The organism is Pseudomonas sp. 2024-210 (genome assembly GCF_045062345.1).
Taxonomy (GTDB): Bacteria; Pseudomonadota; Gammaproteobacteria; order Pseudomonadales; family Pseudomonadaceae; genus Aquipseudomonas.
This window is the reverse complement of sequence record NZ_JBJGEJ010000011.1, coordinates 138,537-155,285: the sequence shown is the minus strand read 5'-3', so window position 1 is coordinate 155,285 and position 16,749 is coordinate 138,537. Positions and strand designations below refer to the sequence as shown.

At 57.0% G+C, this 16,749-nt stretch carries 11 protein-coding genes and 1 pseudogene; 8 read left to right on the top strand and 4 right to left on the bottom strand.

The genetic code is table 11. The features are described from left to right. From ACI7MX_RS16330 to ACI7MX_RS16320, 3 genes and pseudogenes are all read left to right on the top strand, one after another. Positions 1-2,210 (top strand): annotated as a pseudogene (locus tag ACI7MX_RS16330) (hypothetical protein); the annotation flags it as partial. 347 nt (positions 2,211-2,557) lie between these two features. Next, the gene (locus ACI7MX_RS16325) at positions 2,558-3,307 is read left to right on the top strand and encodes a hypothetical protein (RefSeq protein ID WP_405590240.1); all 750 of its coding nucleotides are present in this window, start codon (positions 2,558-2,560) and stop codon (positions 3,305-3,307) included. A 358-nt stretch (positions 3,308-3,665) separates the two neighbouring features. Then, entirely contained in the window at positions 3,666-4,388 is a 723-nt protein-coding gene (locus tag ACI7MX_RS16320) for a hypothetical protein (RefSeq protein WP_405590237.1), read from the top strand. A gap of 82 nt (positions 4,389-4,470) precedes the next feature. Here ACI7MX_RS16320 and ACI7MX_RS16315 read toward each other — a convergent pair whose 3' ends face one another. Then, positions 4,471-7,644 carry a S8 family serine peptidase gene (locus ACI7MX_RS16315; RefSeq protein WP_405590234.1) on the bottom strand — a complete coding sequence of 1,058 codons (3,174 nt, stop codon included), beginning with the start codon at positions 7,642-7,644 and terminating at the stop codon, positions 4,471-4,473. A 278-nt stretch (positions 7,645-7,922) separates the two neighbouring features. On the opposite strand from ACI7MX_RS16315, the gene ACI7MX_RS16310 reads away from it, so the two are divergent. From ACI7MX_RS16310 to garD, 4 genes are all read left to right on the top strand, one after another. Beyond that, complete coding sequence (locus ACI7MX_RS16310) at positions 7,923-8,669, top strand: FadR/GntR family transcriptional regulator (protein ID WP_153380213.1); 747 nt, start codon at positions 7,923-7,925, stop codon at positions 8,667-8,669. A gap of 304 nt (positions 8,670-8,973) precedes the next feature. Beyond that, positions 8,974-9,885 carry a 5-dehydro-4-deoxyglucarate dehydratase gene (gene kdgD / locus ACI7MX_RS16305; RefSeq protein ID WP_314485770.1) on the top strand — a complete coding sequence of 304 codons (912 nt, stop codon included), beginning with the start codon at positions 8,974-8,976 and terminating at the stop codon, positions 9,883-9,885. Between the two features lie 131 nt (positions 9,886-10,016). Next, positions 10,017-11,372, top strand: coding sequence for an MFS transporter (locus ACI7MX_RS16300; RefSeq protein ID WP_122783756.1), 1,356 nt, complete (start codon positions 10,017-10,019; stop codon positions 11,370-11,372). A gap of 11 nt (positions 11,373-11,383) precedes the next feature. Continuing rightward, entirely contained in the window at positions 11,384-12,937 is a 1,554-nt protein-coding gene (garD, locus tag ACI7MX_RS16295) for a galactarate dehydratase (RefSeq protein ID WP_405590229.1), read from the top strand. A gap of 159 nt (positions 12,938-13,096) precedes the next feature. Here the strand turns inward: garD and ACI7MX_RS16290 are convergent, their stop codons facing one another. The 3 genes from ACI7MX_RS16290 to ACI7MX_RS16280 form a co-directional block, all read right to left on the bottom strand. Next, positions 13,097-13,498 (bottom strand): biopolymer transporter ExbD, encoded by a 402-nt coding sequence (locus ACI7MX_RS16290; RefSeq protein ID WP_153380221.1) that lies wholly within the window; start codon positions 13,496-13,498, stop codon positions 13,097-13,099. Between the two features lies 1 nt (position 13,499). After that, on the bottom strand, positions 13,500-14,225 hold the full coding sequence (locus tag ACI7MX_RS16285) for a MotA/TolQ/ExbB proton channel family protein (protein WP_314485764.1): 726 nt from the start codon (positions 14,223-14,225) through the stop codon (positions 13,500-13,502). A gap of 84 nt (positions 14,226-14,309) precedes the next feature. Continuing rightward, entirely contained in the window at positions 14,310-15,122 is an 813-nt protein-coding gene (locus tag ACI7MX_RS16280; protein WP_405590224.1) for an energy transducer TonB, read from the bottom strand. A gap of 363 nt (positions 15,123-15,485) precedes the next feature. Here ACI7MX_RS16280 and ACI7MX_RS16275 point away from each other — a divergent pair, with 363 nt between their 5' ends. After that, positions 15,486-16,745 (top strand): hypothetical protein, encoded by a 1,260-nt coding sequence (locus ACI7MX_RS16275; RefSeq protein WP_314485760.1) that lies wholly within the window; start codon positions 15,486-15,488, stop codon positions 16,743-16,745. Positions 16,746-16,749: the final 4 nt, after the last annotated feature.

Here is a 16,749-nt window from a genome sequence, read left to right as displayed (position 1 = left end):
CCGACCGCGTGGCGCTGACCACGACCTGCAGCTTTCACAAAAATGCCTGGTACCTCGACCCGCAACTCAGTCAGCAGGCCGGTTTTGCCTTCACCCTTGAATATGCCTGCCTGAAAGACATTTGCCGAAGCGACGAAGCCTGCGATCAACTGTATGCATTCATCGAGCGCCATCCGCAATTTAGCCGCCCGCTGTACTACACCTTGCCCTACAGCGAACAAACCGGCTTATGGGTGCAATACGCCTTTTTGAATGCGGCGGGCATGACCGTATTTAACAACTCCCGCGGGTTGTTCGAGCAACTGCGCAGCATTGAACACGGGCGTTTACCGGCCTTGGACGACCTGCCTGAAAGCAAGCGTATCGTCGCCAACGCCGCGCAAAATAGCTTGGCGCCGGCCCTGAACCGCGGGCTGGAAAAATTATTGGCCGAATTTGCGGAGGTGTTCAAAGGGCACACCATGCCCGACCTTGATCAACTGTTTCGCAACCTGCCCTTTGCGTTGAAATCGAAAATTCTGCAAGCCGCAAAAACCGAAGGCGTGACCTTTAAATTTGCCACCCCGGAAGAAAAAGCCAGCCTGCGCTACACGCTGCAAGAAGTACTCAAACAACGGGCTGAAATGAGGAAGCTTAAACGCGAGCGTAAACAAGCCAACAAGATTGCGCGGAGCAAGGGAGGAAAGGGACACACATCGGCTCAATCGGTTGAAGTTCAGCAGAAGATTAATTACCTGAACTGGCAATTGGACTCGGGCGAAAAGCGACTGGCAGCAAGTATCAGCCCGATAGTGGAACTGCCGGATGAACAGGCACGGCTGTTCGGGGCAACCCCCGAGCGCGCCGGGTTGACGGTCATCTTCCCGAACGAAGGCCAACGGCAAGCTGCCGGGTTAATGAGGGATTTTCGCAATGGCGTGAAGAGTGCGTCGGCATTGAGTGTGCTGGGGGATGGGGCGGCGTTGTTGCTGTTTGTGGCGCAGGCGGTGAATTTGGCGCAGATATTTAAAGAAACGTACTCATTGCCAGCACATGAAAAGCAATGGGGTGCATTTTTGATTGCTGCAACTGCTACAGGAGCTGCTGGTTTTGCGGCAGCGCAGGGAGTATTTGATACGGCACTTAGTGCGCAGGCAAAAGCTTTGGGTGTCAGTCTGAAATCGAATGCCCTCAGTCGTTTGCTAGTCACAATAGGTAAGTTGCATGTTGGGTTGGGGTTTGGGACTTATGTTTTTGGCTTGATTGCAGCGATCGTTAGTTTTAAAGGCTATCACGGCCAATGGTTACAAGCGGTGCGTAGTGGCAATCGTGGCGCACAGCAGGGTGCTGTTTTGTCGATGATCGGTTCGGGAGGCTTGGCTCTTAGTAATACCTATGGTCTGTATAACACCACGAAAGCAGGCCTGAACGTACTGATGGCCGCTAAAGGGGCAGCCCGAGAAGCTGCGTGGGTTGCTTCAGGCACACGTCTGGCAACAGTGTTTTTTCGGGCCAATTTGTTCGGTGGAATGTTCACTCTCTTGGAGTTGGGCGGAACTTGGTTATACAACCGCTACAACACCAGCCCTCATGATGAGTGGTTACAAAGCACTCCATGGAGTCGCGATACAGATAAGCGTAGACGCTTGACTCTTATAGAGTTTCAGAACCATTTAACCAAACTTTTACAGGCCCCGTTCGTGCAGATTAAGGGCGTTTCTGGTGAATCGTTCTGGCTTAGTCTCTTACCCAACACTAAGGTGGGGGAAATTTTCATGATTGTCCCGGGTTTGAGTGTCGCGGATTTCCACGCTTCACTGGAGGGGGAAATAAGGAATAAATTATTTATAGGTGCTCAGCGTATTACAAAAATAATGCATGGCGGTCGTGAACGTCCTGCGGAGCAGTGGGAAGTGATCAGTGATGAAGTGTGCTTGGGTCTGCAGCAGGCGGTGAGTAATCAAAAGGAGAAGGGGAATACCGAACCATTGATGTTGAAACTGAGCTATCCGCGAAATCCTGAACCAGTTGTTGGCAAAGTTTCAGAAGAGTTATTGCTGGTGATTAACCTTCAGTATTTCGATGAGAATGAACAAGTGATGGAGCAGACACGCTGTATCCGTTTCAATATTTTGGAAGAGGGGCGCTTTCCTTCGGTGGAATACTCAATAACTGTTCAGAAGACACCGCTGGTTGGTGTGGAAGTAACTGCATTGGACGTGTCGCAATGAGTGGGCCGGTAAAGAACAGCGCTTCTAATAATCGCGCGGGCGATGTCGAATATTTCCCCTCAGGTCGCCAAACTTATTTAGCCCCCTTGCCCTTGCCGACATGTGAGCATCCGTTCTGTCCCTATATCAGTGGATATAACGACACCTTTCTGGATTTCGGTGGAGGAGAACCCAATGTTTTTTCCTATCAGATCTGGCTGGGGGGACCTTTTACGTGTGCATGTATCGCTGCTTTTGGATTTCCACTCCTAGGTGGCTGCATGGGACTTATGCTGGATGGTAACTTTGAAAAAAGTTTGCAGGCTATGGTAGGGATATTCGAAGCTTCTTGGGGAACTGCTTTGCTAATGTGGCTACTATCCTCAGCCATTTGCCTATTCGTCTGGTTCCAAGCCCACAATCTCTTCACCAAAGTCATCCCCACCCGTTTCAACCGTCAGCGCCGTGAGGTGTGCTTTATGCCCGATGGCGCCACTGAACCTTTGTTCGTCCCCTGGGAATCGCTTTCTGCGTGGGTCGTTCAGGCCCAAGGCGCCACCCAATATGGCGTCACCCGCCAATACGGTATGGGCATGGGGTTTGAGCATGAGGGGGAGTTAGTCCGGGTCGAGTTCCAGTGCGGCAGTGTGCAGTTGGCAATTTCCAACTGGGAGGCTGTTCGCGGGTATATGGAATACGAACTCAACGACCTCTCTACCCTTCAAGATCCCCTTGGACTGCAAGAACCCGGCGATCCGCCTCACGAAGGCCTTCATACCTTCCGCAATGCCCGCGCCGGTATGCATCGGCGCTTGCGCGATAAGGAAGTGGGCCGGATCTACGCTTTCTTTTGGTACGTCTACCACGTCATGACGCTGTGGACGCTGCCTAACCGGTTGGTGGAATGGGAAATAAAACGCATCGCCAAAGTCGGCCGCCGGGCGTTGCCGCCCGCCATGCAAGCATGGTCCGAGCCGTTGCCGCCCGAACAATGGGCCAAACCCAGCAGTGAACTGTTGCAACTGAGCGCCAAGGTCAAAGCCCTGATCAAGCGCTACCCGCGTAAGCCTATTACTGAGGTATATGCCGAGGTGTACCGCAATGACAGTCGGACTTAAAAGTAAATCCGGGGCTAATCGTGCGGGAGATGTCGAATATTTCCCTTCGGGTCGCCAAACTTGTTTAGCTCCCTTGCCTTTGCCAACCAGTGAGCATCCCTTCTGTCCCTATATCAGTGGTTATAACGATGCTTTTATGGATTTCGGAGGCGGGGAGCCGAAGGTATTTACGTATCAGTTTAATTTGGGCGTTCCATTTACATTCGTGTGGTTGGTTGCATTCGGTTTTCCGTTATTAACCTTTCTCATTATTTTTTTGGTTGGTAAGACTAATGTCAGTAATAGTTTTCAATTTTCATTGGAGTTTTTTCATGTGATGTGGCCGCAAGCTTTAGGGATGGGACTATGCCTTTCAGTAGTGTTACTTATCATCTGGCTCTACCATCACAACCTCTTCACCAAAGTCATCCCCACCCGTTTCAACCGTCAGCGCCGCGAAGTGTGCTTTATGCCCGATGGCGCCACTGAACCTTTGTTCGTCCCCTGGGAATCGCTGTCCGCGTGGGTCGTGCAGGCTCAAGGCGCAAGTCAATACGGTGTCACCCGCCAATACGGCATGGGCATGGGGTTTGAGCATGAAGGCGAGTTAGTCCGGGTCGAGTTCCAGTGCGGCAGTTTGCAGTTGGCGATTTCCAACTGGGAGGCTGTTCGCGGCTATATGGAATACGAACTCAACGACCTCTCTACCCTTCAAGATCCCCTCGGACTGCAAGAACCCGGCGATCCGCCTCACGAAGGCCTTCACACCTTCCGCAATGCCCGCGCCGGTATGCATCGGCGCTTGCGCGATAAGGAAGTGGGCCGGATCTACGCTTTCTTTTGGTACGTCTACCACGTCATGACGCTGTGGACGCTGCCCAACCATTTGGTGGAGTGGGAAATTAAACGCATTGCCAAGGTCGGCCGTCGGGCATTGCCACCAGTCATGCAAGCATGGTCCGAGCCGCTACCGCCTGAACAATGGGCCAAACAGAGCAGTGAACTGCTGCGACTGAGCGCCAAGGTCAAAGCCCTGATCAAACGCCACCCGCGCAAACCTATGACTGAGGTCTTTGCCGAGGTGTATCGCAGTGATCGGTGAGGCTTCACTGCGACACTGAAGGGAGGGGCTGCCCGCCAGAACAACGCTGCGTTAGCGCAGGCAAACCGCTGTGACACCTTGCTTAAAACTCGAACTGATACTGCGCGTTAACGCTTTGTTCCCGTGACCGGTTGCCGCGCTGGTCGGCAATGTTCAGGCTCAAGGCGCTGTCACGTGTTAGACGAGCAACAGCGCCCGCATTGATGTTTACAACCGAACGGTTGAGCGGCGCACCGGCAATGCGCATGCTGCTGGCACCTTGCCAGGAAGCATCCACAGTGGGGCTCAAGTCGCCACTGGCGCGGGTGTACGCAACACCGCCGTTTAGGCTTAGCCACGAAGGGCCCATGGACGTTTTGCCCATGTCGAGACTGAGGCGTACACCGCCTGTGTTCAGGTTGACAGCCTGGCTGGCGGGTTTGCCCTTCAAGGCTGTGGTACCAGCGGTTTCACTGAATCCGGCGCTACGGGTGTTGATATGAGCAAACTGCACATAGGGCTGCACGTCCCATGGGCCAAGCGCCCAGCGGTAAGTGCCTTCGGTAAAGAGTTGTCGGGTGTGATTCACATACCGGGTAGACAGGCTGTCATCAATATCGCTGAAACTCACTCCACGCTTGCTGTGTATTGAGTTTCGGTCGTAGGCGACCCCGCCATAGACGCCGAACGCGCCCCACGTGTGGCCCGCATGCATGCCTATCTGGTAGGTGTCGACCGTGGCTTTGCCTGCGTTTGCAGTGGTCACGCTGCCTTCTGTGCTCGCCAGCAGCACGCCAGCACGCGTGCCTTGATCGAAGTCACGGTCTGCGCCGATCATCACGCCTTTGCGCGAGTGGCTGATACGTGCGGCGTTGCCGTCACCGTCGAATCGACCGGTACTGTGGATCGACTGTACCCATACGGCTTGACCGGCAGAGCCAGACGGTCGCCAGGTGTTGTCCCCCGCGCTGCGTGCCCGCTGCAAGGCAGCTTCACGCATGACGCGGCTGTCTTCGATCATGGCCGACTGGATGCCGGGGTACAGTTCGCCGCTTAATTGATCCAGTGCGCGGGTGGCTTCCTGCGGGAAGAGCGAGGTCAGGCGCTGCGCCAGGGGTTGCGACATGTCCAGCGTATCGGCTGCATGCGCCGTGGCGCGTTGGTTGGCGGTGTTAGCCGCTGTAACCAGTGGCAGGCCACGACCCACATCAAACCCTAATGTGTGTGCATCACGGGTCTGGGTAAAGCTTAGAAACGGCGAGAACTGGCGATGGTCTATCGAAGTGAACTGGCCATGGATCCCTGCATCGGCTTGTAATACGCCGTAATGCTTGCCCAGAGGAAAAGCGTCGTGCAGAGGTGTCAGGCGCAATGTCCCGCCCTCAATGTGCGCCAAGCCGCGCACCTGTAGCGAGATGGACGCCGGGTTAAGGGCTTGGCCTACAACCATGGTTGACCCTTCGATCTGTCGATACTCGCCGTTGATCGTCAACGGACGATGATCGCTGCCGGGCACAATCGTACCTTGGACGTGGGTATCAGAGAGCTGGCCATCTCCACTGAGCACGCCCGCCACACTGACGCGGGTCAGCCCCCGCTGTTGTCTGCCATTGATCTGTGCGATCCCCCCTTTTACGTTCAGATCGGTGTCCTGCAAAGACCCGTTAAGTCGCAGTAACCCTCCCTGAACCGTTAAATCGCGGCTCAACCGGTTGTGACCATCAAGCTCTAAAAGGCCGGCATAAACGGTTGCACCGGCAAAACTGTTGTCACCGCTCAGCCTGAGCCAGCCTTCACCGGCTTTGCTTAGGTGCCCGGGGCCACTGATGTCGTTGCGCCAATCGTCCCAGGCATTCCCTTGCCAAACCACGGCGCCGCCCGCACGGCGATCCATCACCACGGTGGTGTCGACGCGTATTTGGCCGGGACCGTCGATGGCTTTTTTCAGGTCTATCAAACCCCAGCCATAGACGTCATCGACGCCAGGCTCGCCCAAATCCTGCGCAGTGGTCAGTAACACGTCACGGATTTGCGGGTTATCGAGGTAAGGGAATCGTTCTATCAGCAACCCCAGCGCGCCGCTTACATGCGGCGCTGCCATAGAGGTTCCCGTATAGGTGTCGTAATCAAAGTCCAAGCGCTCATCTATCACCTTGAATCCTTGCACCTCATCGTTTTCGTCGTAAATGTTTTCGACCTTGACCCAGCCATCGATCACGGATGAATGAATACGGGTACCTGGCGCAGCCACGCACCAATCCTTGCTGTACCCGCAACGGAATGAAGTGGGATCAAGCGTCAGGTCTTGATTGAGGTTGACCACGGTTAGCCAGTAAGGCTCCAGTTCGGGCATGGCGCGCGGCAGCGAAGCCAGCGCATCCGCGAAGGGCGCCGTGTCAGGCGTTTGATTTCGGATCACCGAGTTACCCGCCGCCCAGACTTGTAACAAGCCGCCGTCCAGGGACATGTTGCCCAACACAGTGCCGAGCGATGAGCGCTGCACGCTTAGAGCTGCATCCAGTTGCTCAACGGTATCAAGGTCTTCAGGAATACCCCAACTGTGGTTGATGACGCGCACGTTCTGTTCTTGCATGTGCTTATACGCAGTTGCGTACGCCTCGTTACTCGCGCTAACCGTCTTGATTCGATTGAGTGAGTAGGGCGCATCGTTATAGAGGTGACTGAAAAGCCGGATCGGACTCAGGTTTGCCCCGTAAGCCACGCCGTGCATGCCATTGCCGTCACGATTGGCCAGCATGGTGCCCGCCACGTGGGTGCCATGAGGCTCGTAAGACGCGCCCAACATGCCTTTGTATCGATGAAGTTCCAGGCTGGACAGGGTTCCGTTGGCGACCATGTCTTGCAACATAGCCAATGTTTTGGGGGGTAAATCGTTGTATTCGATACTGGCCCGATCGCCCTCTGAATAGAAGCAGCCGGGCTGAGTGGCGGTCGGCATTATTTCCCTGTGGCAGCCTTCATCCGCCAAGCGAATCGGACGATGATCTTTTGCGCCAAACTCACTGTGACGCAGGTCAGTACCAGAATCAGCCAGGCTCAGACGAACGCCATCACCGCTCAGTCCTCGGGCATAGGCTGCATCCGCCCCGATGGCCGCTAACCCCCAATTCGAGGTGAACTCATGGCTGCGCCAACTGGCCGTGTCATGCAGACGCCCTTGCTCGGAATAGGCCAGCGCGTGCGACGCGAAGGCCCACACACCCGCCATCAGGCTCAAGGTAAGAGGTGTCTGGGAAGGGTGTTTCAAGTTCGGCATAGGTAAAGCTCCATTGGAATAAAGTCCTCCAAGGAGCGTGGGGAAGTTGCAACAGAATGCGTATCGGACGGAGTTGGATTGCGCGGCAGACGGCTCCGTTTCAATCGTAGGGGAATGCAATTCTTCTTACATTTATAGCTAGATCGCTACTGGAAGGGCAGTGGACGGAAGGGCGGCGGGCGCACGATTATCGTCATACGTGATCGTACAACCGCCTTGAGCTATTATGTGGGCATGTTTAGCCCCCGATACCTCTGAATTCGAGAACGATCTACACCATGGAAAACCCAAACGACATACCGCGCCTTCCTCGCAAACGCCGTAGCCTCGCGCAGGAATTGGTGACGGTACTGTCCGATCAGATTCGCGACGGTTTGCTTAAGCGTGGCGATAAGCTGCCCACCGAGTCCGCGATCATGGAAGCGCATGGCGTTAGCCGAACGGTCGTGCGCGAAGCGATTTCCCGCCTTCAGGCCGCTGGCCAAGTCGAAACCCGGCACGGCATCGGCACCTTTGTGCTGGACACGCCGAGCCCCAGCGGCTTTCGCATTGACCCTGCCACCATTGTTACTTTGCGCGATGTGCTGGCGATTCTTGAGTTGCGCATCAGCCTCGAAGTGGAGTCAGCGGGCTTGGCTGCACAACGTCGCAGCCCTGAGCAATTGGCGGCGATGCGTGCCGCACTCGATGCCTTGAACGAAAGTACCGCCCGCGACGGGGACGCAGTGGCTTCGGACTTTCAGTTCCATTTGCAGATTGCGCTGTCGACCGGTAACCGTTACTTCACCGACATCATGACGCATCTGGGCACCAGCATTATTCCTCGCACGCGGCTTAATTCGGCGAGCCTGGCCCATGATGACCAGCAACGTTACATGAACCGTCTGAGCCGTGAGCACGAAGAAATCTACACCGCGATTGCTCGTCAGGACTCCGATGCGGCACGTGCGGCCATGCGATTGCATTTGACCAACAGCCGTGAGCGTTTGCGTCACGCCCATGAAGAGGCCGAAGCGCGAGGGTAAGTCTGGCGCGATTGCCCGGCCGGCCGGCCAAATACCTGTAGACGCTGTCGAGCGTTGCGATGCTGTGATCAGAGGCAAAGCGGTCGTAAAGGCTGACGTACGATCTGTCTTTAAATTAAATTTTCTAACTTATTTCGCGATTGAAGCGCTCTAGATCAGGCTATCTATGGTTTGGAGTGCGCCAATTTAGCGGCCATTGAAAGAAATGGGATTGACGATTGTTTTTATAGTTGTACGATGACGTACGACACAGCCAAGCGCTGCTGGCTTTTTAATAACAACAAGCTCCCAGGGTGTTCGAATAATGAATCCACAAGAACTGAAGTCCATCCTCTCTTCCGGCCTGCTGTCTTTCCCGGTGACCGATTTCAATGCTCAGGGTGATTTTCACCGTGAGGGCTACATCAAGCGTCTGGAATGGCTGGCGCCGTATGGTGCTTCGGCCTTGTTCGCAGCGGGCGGCACCGGTGAGTTTTTCTCCCTGGCGGCCAGCGAATATTCGCAAGTGATCAAGACTGCCGTCGACACGTGCGCCACCAGCGTACCGATTCTTGCCGGTGTCGGCGGCTCGACTCGCCAAGCCATTGAGTACGCTCAAGAAGCCGAGCGCCTGGGGGCTAAAGGTCTGTTGTTGCTGCCGCACTACTTGACCGAAGCCAGCCAGGATGGCGTTGCCGCCCACGTTGAAGCGGTATGCAAGTCAGTCAAAATCGGTGTGATCGTCTACAACCGTAACGTATGCCGTCTGACCGCACCGTTGCTGGAACGTCTGGCTGAGCGCTGCCCTAACTTGATCGGTTACAAAGATGGCCTGGGCGATATCGAGTTGATGGTTTCGATTCGCCGTCGTCTTGGCGACCGATTCAGCTACCTGGGCGGCTTGCCGACCGCAGAAGTTTACGCCGCTGCCTACAAAGCATTGGGCGTGCCGGTTTACTCCTCGGCCGTGTTCAACTTCATCCCGAAAACCGCGATGGACTTTTACCACGCCGTGGCCCGCGAAGATCACGCCACCGTGGGCAAAATCATCGACGACTTCTTCCTGCCGTATCTGGATATCCGCAACCGCAAAGCCGGTTACGCCGTGAGCATCGTCAAGGCTGGCGCGACTATTTCCGGTTACAGTGCCGGGCCTGTGCGTACGCCACTGACCGACTTGTTACCAGAAGAATACGAAGCACTGGCCGCCTTGATCGACAAGCAGGGTCCGCAGTAAGCAATTATCAAAGCCGCTGAGAAATCAGCGGCTTTTTGCGTAAAGGAATACGTTGGCACGCTGCACCGCCCCAAGCGACACCCGAAGAGATTCACCCGCGTATAAAAATAATCAGTGGGAGTAGTTTTTACATGCAAGCGACCAAGCCTACGCATGTCCGTTATTTGATCTTGCTCATGCTGTTTCTGGTGACCACGATCAATTACGCCGACCGTGCCACCATCGCCATCGCAGGCTCCAGCCTGCAAAAAGACTTGGGTATCGACGCCGTCACCCTGGGGTATATCTTCTCCGCCTTCGGCTGGGCCTACGTGGCCGGGCAAATCCCCGGCGGCTGGTTGCTCGACCGCTTTGGCTCGAAAAAAGTCTATGCGCTGAGCATTTTCACCTGGTCTCTGTTTACCGTGTTGCAAGGCTTTGTCGGTGAGTTCGGCATGTCCACTGCCGTGGTTGCGCTGTTTATGCTGCGCTTTCTGGTGGGGTTGGCCGAAGCGCCATCCTTTCCTGGTAATGCCCGCATTGTCGCCGCGTGGTTCCCGACCGCAGAGCGGGGCACCGCGTCCGCCATATTCAACTCGGCGCAATATTTTGCCACCGTGCTCTTCGCCCCCCTGATGGGCTGGATCGTTTACTCCTTCGGTTGGGAACATGTGTTTATCGTGATGGGGATGTTTGGCATCGTCTTCTCGGGTATCTGGTTGAAAGTGATCTACAGCCCGCGTGAACACCCACGTATCAACGAGGCCGAGTTCAAGCATATTGCGGAAAACGGCGGCATGGTCGACATGGACCAGAAAGGCAAAAAAGCTGACGGTCCCAAGTGGGATTACATACGCCAACTGCTGACCAATCGCATGATGCTGGGCGTTTATCTGGGCCAGTACTGCATCAACGGCATCACCTATTTCTTCCTGACCTGGTTCCCGGTGTATCTGGTGCAAGAGCGTGGCATGACCATTCTCAAAGCGGGCTTTATTGCCTCATTGCCGGCCATCTGCGGGTTTGTCGGCGGCGTACTGGGCGGGGTGATTTCCGATTACCTGCTGCGCAAAGGCCATTCGCTGACGTTCGCCCGCAAGGCGCCAATCATCGCCGGCCTGTTGGTCTCGAGCAGCATTGTGGCGTGCAACTACGTGGACATTGAGTGGATGGTCGTAGGTTTCATGGCCTTGGCGTTCTTCGGCAAAGGGGTTGGCGCGCTGGGTTGGGCGGTGGTGTCGGACACCTCGCCCAAGCAGATTGCCGGCCTGAGTGGTGGCCTGTTCAACATGTTTGGCAATATCGCTTCGATCACCACCCCGATTGTCATTGGTTACATCATCAGCGCAACCGGATCGTTCAAGTGGGCGCTGGTCTTCGTGGGCTGCAATGCATTGGTCGCCGTGTTCAGTTACCTGGTCATCGTCGGCCCGATCAAACGCGTAGTCCTCAAAGAACCACCGGCCAGCGGTCCGACAATCGTTGAACTTTCACCCGCCCATAGTTAAGGAACGGCGCCATGACGTTGATTGAACATTCCGACTCACCGCGCTCGATCCGCTTGCACCCGCGCGATAACGTGGCCGTGGTGGTCAACGACCAGGGCGTGCCGGCTGGTACGGTGTTCGCCGACGGGCTGGTGACACTGGATTTCGTGCCGCAAAGCCACAAAGTCACCCTGGTGGACATCCCGCAAGGGGGCGAAGTGATTCGCTACGGCCAGACCATCGGTTACGCCTTGCAAGCCATTGAGCGAGGCCGTTGGGTCAATGAAGACCAACTGCGCATGCCCACCGCCCCGCCCCTGGACAGCCTGCCCATGGCCACCGAAGTGCCTGAAGCAGCGGCGCCGCTGGAAGGTTATACCTTCGAGGGGTTTCGCAATGCGGATGGCACCGTCGGTACACGCAACATTCTGGGCATCACCACCACCGTTCAGTGCGTGACCGGGGTGCTCGACCACGCGGTCAAACGCATTAAGGAAGAACTGCTGCCGCGCTACCCCCACGTCGATGACGTGGTGGCGCTGACCCACAGTTATGGCTGTGGCGTCGCCATCACGGCGGCCGATGCTTACATCCCGATCCGTACAGTGCGCAACCTGGCGCGCAACCCCAATCTGGGGGGCGAAGCGCTGGTGATCGGTCTGGGTTGCGAAAAATTGCAGGCCGGGCAGGTCATGCACGAAAACGATCCCTCGGTGGATTTGAGCGACCCTTGGATGTACCGCTTGCAGGATTCCAGTCACGGTTTTACCGAAATGATCGAGCAGATCATGGCGCTGGCTGAGATCCGTTTGAAGAAACTCGACCAGCGCCGCCGCGAGACGGTGCCCGCATCCGAACTGATTCTGGGCATGCAATGTGGTGGCAGCGATGCCTTTTCAGGCATCACCGCCAACCCGGCGCTGGGCTATGCCTCGGACTTGCTGCTGCGGGCGGGGGCCACGGTGATGTTCTCCGAAGTCACCGAAGTGCGCGATGCCATCTACTTGCTGACCTCGCGTGCCGAAACCCAAACCGTCGCCCAGGAACTGGTGCGCGAAATGGACTGGTACGACCGCTACCTGGCCAAGGGCGAAGCGGACCGCAGCGCCAATACCACACCGGGCAACAAGAAAGGCGGCTTGTCGAACATCGTTGAGAAGTCGTTGGGCTCCATCGTCAAATCCGGCAGCAGCGCGATCAACGGCGTGCTCGGCCCTGGTGAGCGAGTCACCCGCAAGGGCCTGATATTTTGCGCGACGCCGGCCAGCGATTTTGTCTGTGGCACCTTGCAACTGGCGGCCGGGATGAACCTGCACGTATTCACCACGGGCCGCGGCACGCCCTATGGGCTGGCGATGGCGCCAGTGGTGAAGGTCTCGACCCGTACCGAACTGGCGCGCCGCTGGCCCGACTTGATCGACATTGATGCCGGACGTATTGCCACGGGACGGGCCTCAATCGAAGACCTCGGTTGGGAGCTGTTCCGTTACTACCTAGACGTGGCCAGCGGCAAAAAACACACCTGGGCCGAACAGCACAAACTGCACAACGACATCACCCTGTTCAACCCGGCGCCGATTACCTGAGTGGACCCAGACCCGTAGCAGCTGCCGCAGGCTGCGTTCGATTGCGCAGCGATCGCAAATCTGAAAACTCGGTAGAACCGACATCCCGAGTTTCCTGGATTTGCGACGACTGCGTCGTCGAACGCAGCCTGCGGCAGCTGCTACGTGAGAAAAGCCGTTTCACTTCGCCGTAATCACCGACAGTTTGGTGATGCCCGCCCGTTCAATCGAGGCCATGGCGCGGGCCACTTCGCCGTAGTTCACGCCGTTGTCAGCCTGTAGTTGCACACGCACTTCAGGGTCTTTGGCTTTGGCCGATTTAAGGTTGAACTCCAGCACGTCCGGCTGCACTTCGTCCTTGTTGATGAACACTTTGCCCTTGTCGTCGATGCTCACCACCAACGGGTCTTTTTGCTCCACCGGGGCGACCGATTCGGTCTTGGGCAGGTTGATCGGGATCGAGTTGGTCAGCAGGGGCGCGGTGACGATAAACACCACCAGCAGCACCAGCATCACGTCCACCAGTGGCGTGACGTTGATTTCGCTCATCACTTCATCGCTGTCTTGCGTCGAGAAAGCCATATCAGGAAGCCTCTTTGACGTTTTGTCCGGCGCCGGTGGTCGCAGGCTTGTTCAACACCGGGTGCAACAGCACGCGGAATGCATTCTTTTGCGCAAGGCTGTAGAAGTCGTGGGCAAAGTCATCCAGGTCAGCAGCGGTCAGTTTCAGGCGGCGCAGAAAGTAGTTGTAAACCAGCACCGCGGGCACCGCGACCGCAATACCCACCCCCGTGGCCACCAGTGCCGCACCAATCGGCCCGGCCACGGTTTCGAGGCTGGCAGAACCTGCGGCACTGATGCCTTTAAGCGCCGACATGATGCCCCACACCGTACCGAACAGGCCGATGAACGGCGAAGTGCTGCCGATACTGGCGAGGACTGCCAGACCGGTTTCCAACGAGCGGCGTTCGCGCACGATTTGCTGGCGCAGTGAGCGTTCAAGGCGGTCTTGATGGTTAATCGCGTGGCTCAAGTCGGTGGCGTGAGTGCTTTCACCTACTTGAATGGCGGCATAGCCCGCCTGGGCGACACGGGCTGCTGCGCCGGGCAACTGGCTGGCGAGTTCGGCGGCCGAGTCCAGGCTGGTGGCCCCCCAGAATTGTTTAAGAAAGCGTTTGTCCTGACGTTTCAGGCGGTTGAACTGCACACCCTTGAGCAGGGCCAAGCCCCAGGTGGCGACGGAGAAAATAATCAGCAGCCAGATGACCGCATGTTCGATGGATTCAAAAGGGGACGCGATCAGGTTCATGGTGTGGCTCTCCAACAAGGCATTGAGTCGTGTGTAGCGATGCGCCTTTTGTCAGGTAGCCCGCAGGGTTCGATAGGGGTGTAATCAGTTGATCTTGAAGTCGATGGGCACGCTCACCCAGCCGTCCTGGGCCACATCGCCCTGTTTGGCCGGGACAAAACTCCAACGTTTAACAGCGGCCAGTGCGGCGTCATCCAGTGGGGTGCGGCCACTGCTTTTCTGAATCTGGATCTCGCCGGGTTTGCCGCTCGCCAGCACGTGAATACGCAGCAGTACTGTGCCTTCCCAGCCGCGGCGCATGGCCAGTGACGGATATTCCGGCGCCGGGTTGTGCAAGTAGCCGGCGTTGGCGGATGCCGGGGTCACCGGTTTGGGCGCTGCGGGAGCAGGGGGCGCGGGTGCAGCAACGGGCGGCGCGGGCGGTGCTGGAGGTTGCTCGACCGGTTTGGCCACAGGTTTGGCGACCGGCTTTATGACTGGCTTAGGTTTTGGCTTTGGCTTTGGTTTGGGGGCCGGTTTCGCGGCCAGTTCATCGACGACAGGCGGCGGCGGTTCCACGACGGGCTGTACCACAGGTTCAGGCGGTGGGGGCGGTGTTTCAATCACCGGCGCTGGCGCGGAAAACTCGATGGTCATCGGTGGCACTTCCGGCGGCACGATGGGCAACACGGTGGTCGGTGACTGGCTGACCCAATAAATCACCGCGCCGTGCAGTGCCAGGGCGAACAGCCCGAGCAACACGGCTTCGCCACGGCTCAAAATCCGCTTGGGTGTGCTTTGCAGGCGTAACAGCGCCAGCGGTCCGCGATAGATCTGCCCCAGATCGACCAACTCGCCGATCGGTGCCTGGCGCCACAACGCCTGCGGCACAGCGCCTGCGGTTTGGACATTACCCATTGAATGACTCCACAGTGAAGGTCGTTTAATGGGTCAGAGCAATAAGTGTGCCCGCACCTGCTGTAGCCGCTGCCGCAGGCTGCGATCGGATGCGCAGCGCCCGTAATACGGCGCCGTGAATGGCCATGACACACCACGGTGTCAGGTCGCGACTGCTGCGCAGCCGAACGCAGCCTCGTACCTCGTCAGCGGCTACACGGCACTCACACAACAACAATGTTGCTGCGCTGTTGCTAGGCCAACACTTGCGTAGGCTCGATTAGAGGTGGTGTCCGGGTGGGTGAGGTGGCAATATGCTACCCCTTTTTGAGCGCCCCTCTTTTTCCACTGCTCACTGCCGCCATTCTGACAAGGACTCGTTGGATGTTCGTCGCACTCGTCGTCTTGAACGCGATCTATCTGATCTGCAGCCTGTTCTTCAACGCTGAACTGTTGAACATGGCCGGGGCCGACATCCCTCTCAAAAAACTCGAAGCATTGGAAACCTTCAGTCAGATCCTGGCCTCGACCAGTATGTGCTTGCTCGTTTGGGGGTTGTGCCACGATCGTTTCAAAGATAAAGGGCGGGTGTTGTGGATCTGGCTGGCCGCCTCAACGCTGATCGTCACCCCCGCCACCTGGTGGTTTCAAGGGGCTGCGCCGGACTGGATTGCCGAACAATTCCCGGCCCCGTTGCGGGTGAGCAGCCTGTACGCCTACGTGACTAAAAAAGGTCTGCTGTACGACTCGCTGACCATTCAGGGCTTGCCCTACAAAGCGTACAAGGACCGGGGCGAAGGCAAGGCCTTTATCGCCAATATTGGCGTGCTGATGAGCGTGCAGGGTTCTTATGTAGAGCGTATCGACAGGAATTTTCAGGGCTTTGCCGCCGCCGTTTTTCGGGGCTATACCGTGCGAAATGGCGAGGCGTTGTACGAGCGCCTGACAGAAAACACTGTGCCTTCAGCTGAGGACATCATCCGGGCCTACGCAAAACTTGAGGGCCTGCGCGCCGCAGGGATAGGTGGCAACGACCACAAGCCGATCCCTTGGCCCCGTGCGGGACGCGATCTGGGCTACACGCCGTCAATTGACGAATACGCCCGCTCTATCCAGCCGGGTATCCGCAGTCGCGACGCGTTGATGACCACCCCCGAAATTCGCCATATGGCCCAAACCACACTCGGCCCGCTGTATGTGAAGGGGATGAACCTGTTCGCCACCCGCGAGCAATTCCAGCGTTACCTGCCCGCCATTGCCGACAACATGGCCGTTGATGTCGCCCACACAGACATCAAGGGGCTGGAAGGCCTGAATGTGGTCAAAAACATGTGGTTTATCCCCTTTTCGCTACTCAGCGGTTTGTTCTATAGCGCGATCAGTCTGGTGAAGTTGGTCATCTCCAGTATTGAAGCCAATAGACCGCTGCGCCGGCGTATCCGCTTTGTGCGGCCGCTGGCGATCGCCGTGATCATCAGCGTGCCGCTGGCGCTCAGCAACGGCATCGTCGACTCCGCGGGTTACCGCGATGCCTTCAGAAGTCAGGGCCGGCAACCGGTGTTGGTGGCTTCGGTATTCGACTGGGCCATGACCTCACAAGCCATGCTTTACAACCTTACAAAACCTCTGCTGAGAGCGGAGTGATGCG